The following is a 2,385-nucleotide window of genomic DNA, read 5'->3' on the forward strand; positions in this document are numbered from 1 at the left end:
GATATCTTAAATTAAGAGTAAAAAAAGCTTGTTGTTTTTCTAATATCAAAAAACCTGATTGACAAGTTAAATTTGTGGTTTTTTCATCCAAGTGAAAAATTCCTATTTTATGACCATCTAAGCTATCTACTAAATAATCGTTAAAAAAAAATTACTAAATTATTAGTAATGCCTAACGCTTTGAGAACTTTCATCAAATCATAAAGGGCGTGTTTGCCTCTTTCTGGAGTCGAACCGTGTACTGATTTTCCATAAACAGTTATTTTTAACAAATCTCCTTGCGGTTCTAAAGTGGCTTTAGTATCGTTTTTAGGCAAATAATTATTAAATAAAGTTTTATAAGAGGGATCAAATTTTAGAACTGCTTGTGCCAAATCAGGAACTACATTTGTTGCTTTACCACTTTTAATACTTATAATTCTGTCATCTAATACCACACCTTGCAAAGAAAAATCACAAAGACCTTTTTCACAGTAAACAGCAGGAAAACGACTATCAGGAACAAAAACAGAAACAGGCACTTCATGCAATTTACTAAAATAATGTTTCATACAACGAAATCCAGTTTCTTCATCCACACCCAAAATTAAGTTGGATGCCAAATGTCTGGTTTTAAAAACAATAGGTTGTTAATTTTATTTTGCTAATTCATATAAAGCTTCTGTGTAAATGGCAGTTAAGGTAATTAATTTATCAATTGAAATAGATTCATTTTTTTGATGAATTAAAGAAACTTCATCGACAAAAGTAGGTCCAAAAGGTACTAAATTAGGGGCGCATTTTGCAAAAGAACCACCACCCACACACATAGGTTTGGAAACTAAATCATTAGTATGTTTTTGATAAACTTTTAATAATGTTTGCATTAATTCACTTTTAGGATCAACATACATAATGGGATGATGAAGGGTAGTTTTGAGGCAAAAATGTTGGCTCTTGGCTGCTTTTTCCAATTGAAAAAGGATTTTTTCAAATGTAATTCCTTTAGGATATCTTAAATTAAGAGTGAAAAAAGCTTGATTATTTTCTAATTTTAAAACTCCAGAAAAACAAACCAAATTATAAGTTTCTTCATCAAAGTGATTAATGCCTAATTTTTTTCCATCCAAACTATCTACCAAATATTGATCAAAAAAATCAACCAAAGTATTTGTAATTCCCAATGCTTTAAGAACTTTCATCAAATCATAAAGGGCATTTTTTCCTGTTTCAGGAGTCGAACCATGCGCAGAAACGCCGTGAACTTCAAGCTTTAACAAATCGCCTTGTGGTTCTAAAGTGGCTTTGATGCTGTTGGTTTTAACAAAATTATGGAATAAATCTGAGTAGTTAGGATCAAATTTTAGAACTGCTTGTGCCAAATCAGGAACAACATTAGAGGCTTGCCCGCTTTGAATACTTACAATTCTATTATCTAAAACTGTGCCTTCAAAAGTAAAACCCCCAATTCCTTTTTCGCAATAAATAGCAGGAAAATGGCTGTCAGGAACAAAACCAGATACAGGTAATTCAGGGATTTGTTTAAAATAGTGTTTCATACAACGAAATCCAGTTTCTTCATCGACACCCAAAATTAATTTAATTCTTTTGGAAAGCGGCAAATTTAGTTCGTGCAATATTTTCAAAGCCCAGAAAGCTGCCATTGTAGGACCTTTATCGTCTTGGGTTCCTCTGCCATAAAGCGTGCCATCAACAATTAAAGCCGCATAAGGTGGATAGTCCCAACCAGTTCCTGCTGGCACTACATCCAAATGACCAATCATACCAACCCATTCTTTTTGGTTGCCGTATTCAATATGACCAGCGTATCCTTCTAAATTCAGGGTTTTAAAGCCGCTTTGGGAGCCTAAATCAAGCATAAAATCAAGGGCTTGTTGATTTCCTTCGCCAAAAGGAGCGCCTGTTCTATTAGGATCAAAGGTGGTAAGTTCAGTGTTAATTTTTAATAATGTTTGCAAAGCCTCAATTAAGGCGTCTTTTCTTTTTAAAACCTCTTTTTTAAAATCAATCATTTTCTAACCTCTTTTTTATTATTTTTATTTTTTTTGTTAATTTTGTTAATTTTAATTTTTTTGTTTGTTGATTGTGTTGTTTTTTGTTTGTATATTTTGTTGGAAACACTTGCAAAATCAAAAACACAAACACAAAATAAAATGTAAGCGTAGATAAGGTATTTTTTTAATTTCGGTCATAATAATCAATATTAATCCATATAATAAGCAGATATTTGAGCAAAAATAAGAGGGAAAGGCGGAAAACAAAATATTAATTCTACATTTATTTTTATACTTTATCTACATCTTAATACTTAAATTTTAACATTATTTTAGCATTTAAAAGAAGAAAAATATTTTTTTTATAAAAAATAAAAAAAGTGTTTCTTTT

General features: G+C 30.9%; 2 protein-coding genes. Both read right to left on the reverse strand.

Annotated elements, in window-relative coordinates; genetic code table 11:
• Window positions 1-140: 140 nt before the first annotated feature.
• Complete coding sequence (locus OL66_RS03035; protein WP_193786180.1) at window positions 141-602, reverse strand: hypothetical protein; 462 nt, start codon at window positions 600-602, stop codon at window positions 141-143.
• Between the two features lie 33 nt (window positions 603-635).
• Window positions 636-2,012 (reverse strand): dipeptidase PepV, encoded by a 1,377-nt coding sequence (gene pepV / locus OL66_RS03040; protein WP_034172418.1) that lies wholly within the window; start codon window positions 2,010-2,012, stop codon window positions 636-638.
• Between the last annotated feature and the right edge of the window lie 373 nt (window positions 2,013-2,385).

This window comes from Chrysanthemum yellows phytoplasma (genome assembly GCF_000803325.1).
GTDB lineage: Bacteria > Bacillota_I > Bacilli_A > Acholeplasmatales > Acholeplasmataceae > Phytoplasma > Phytoplasma asteris.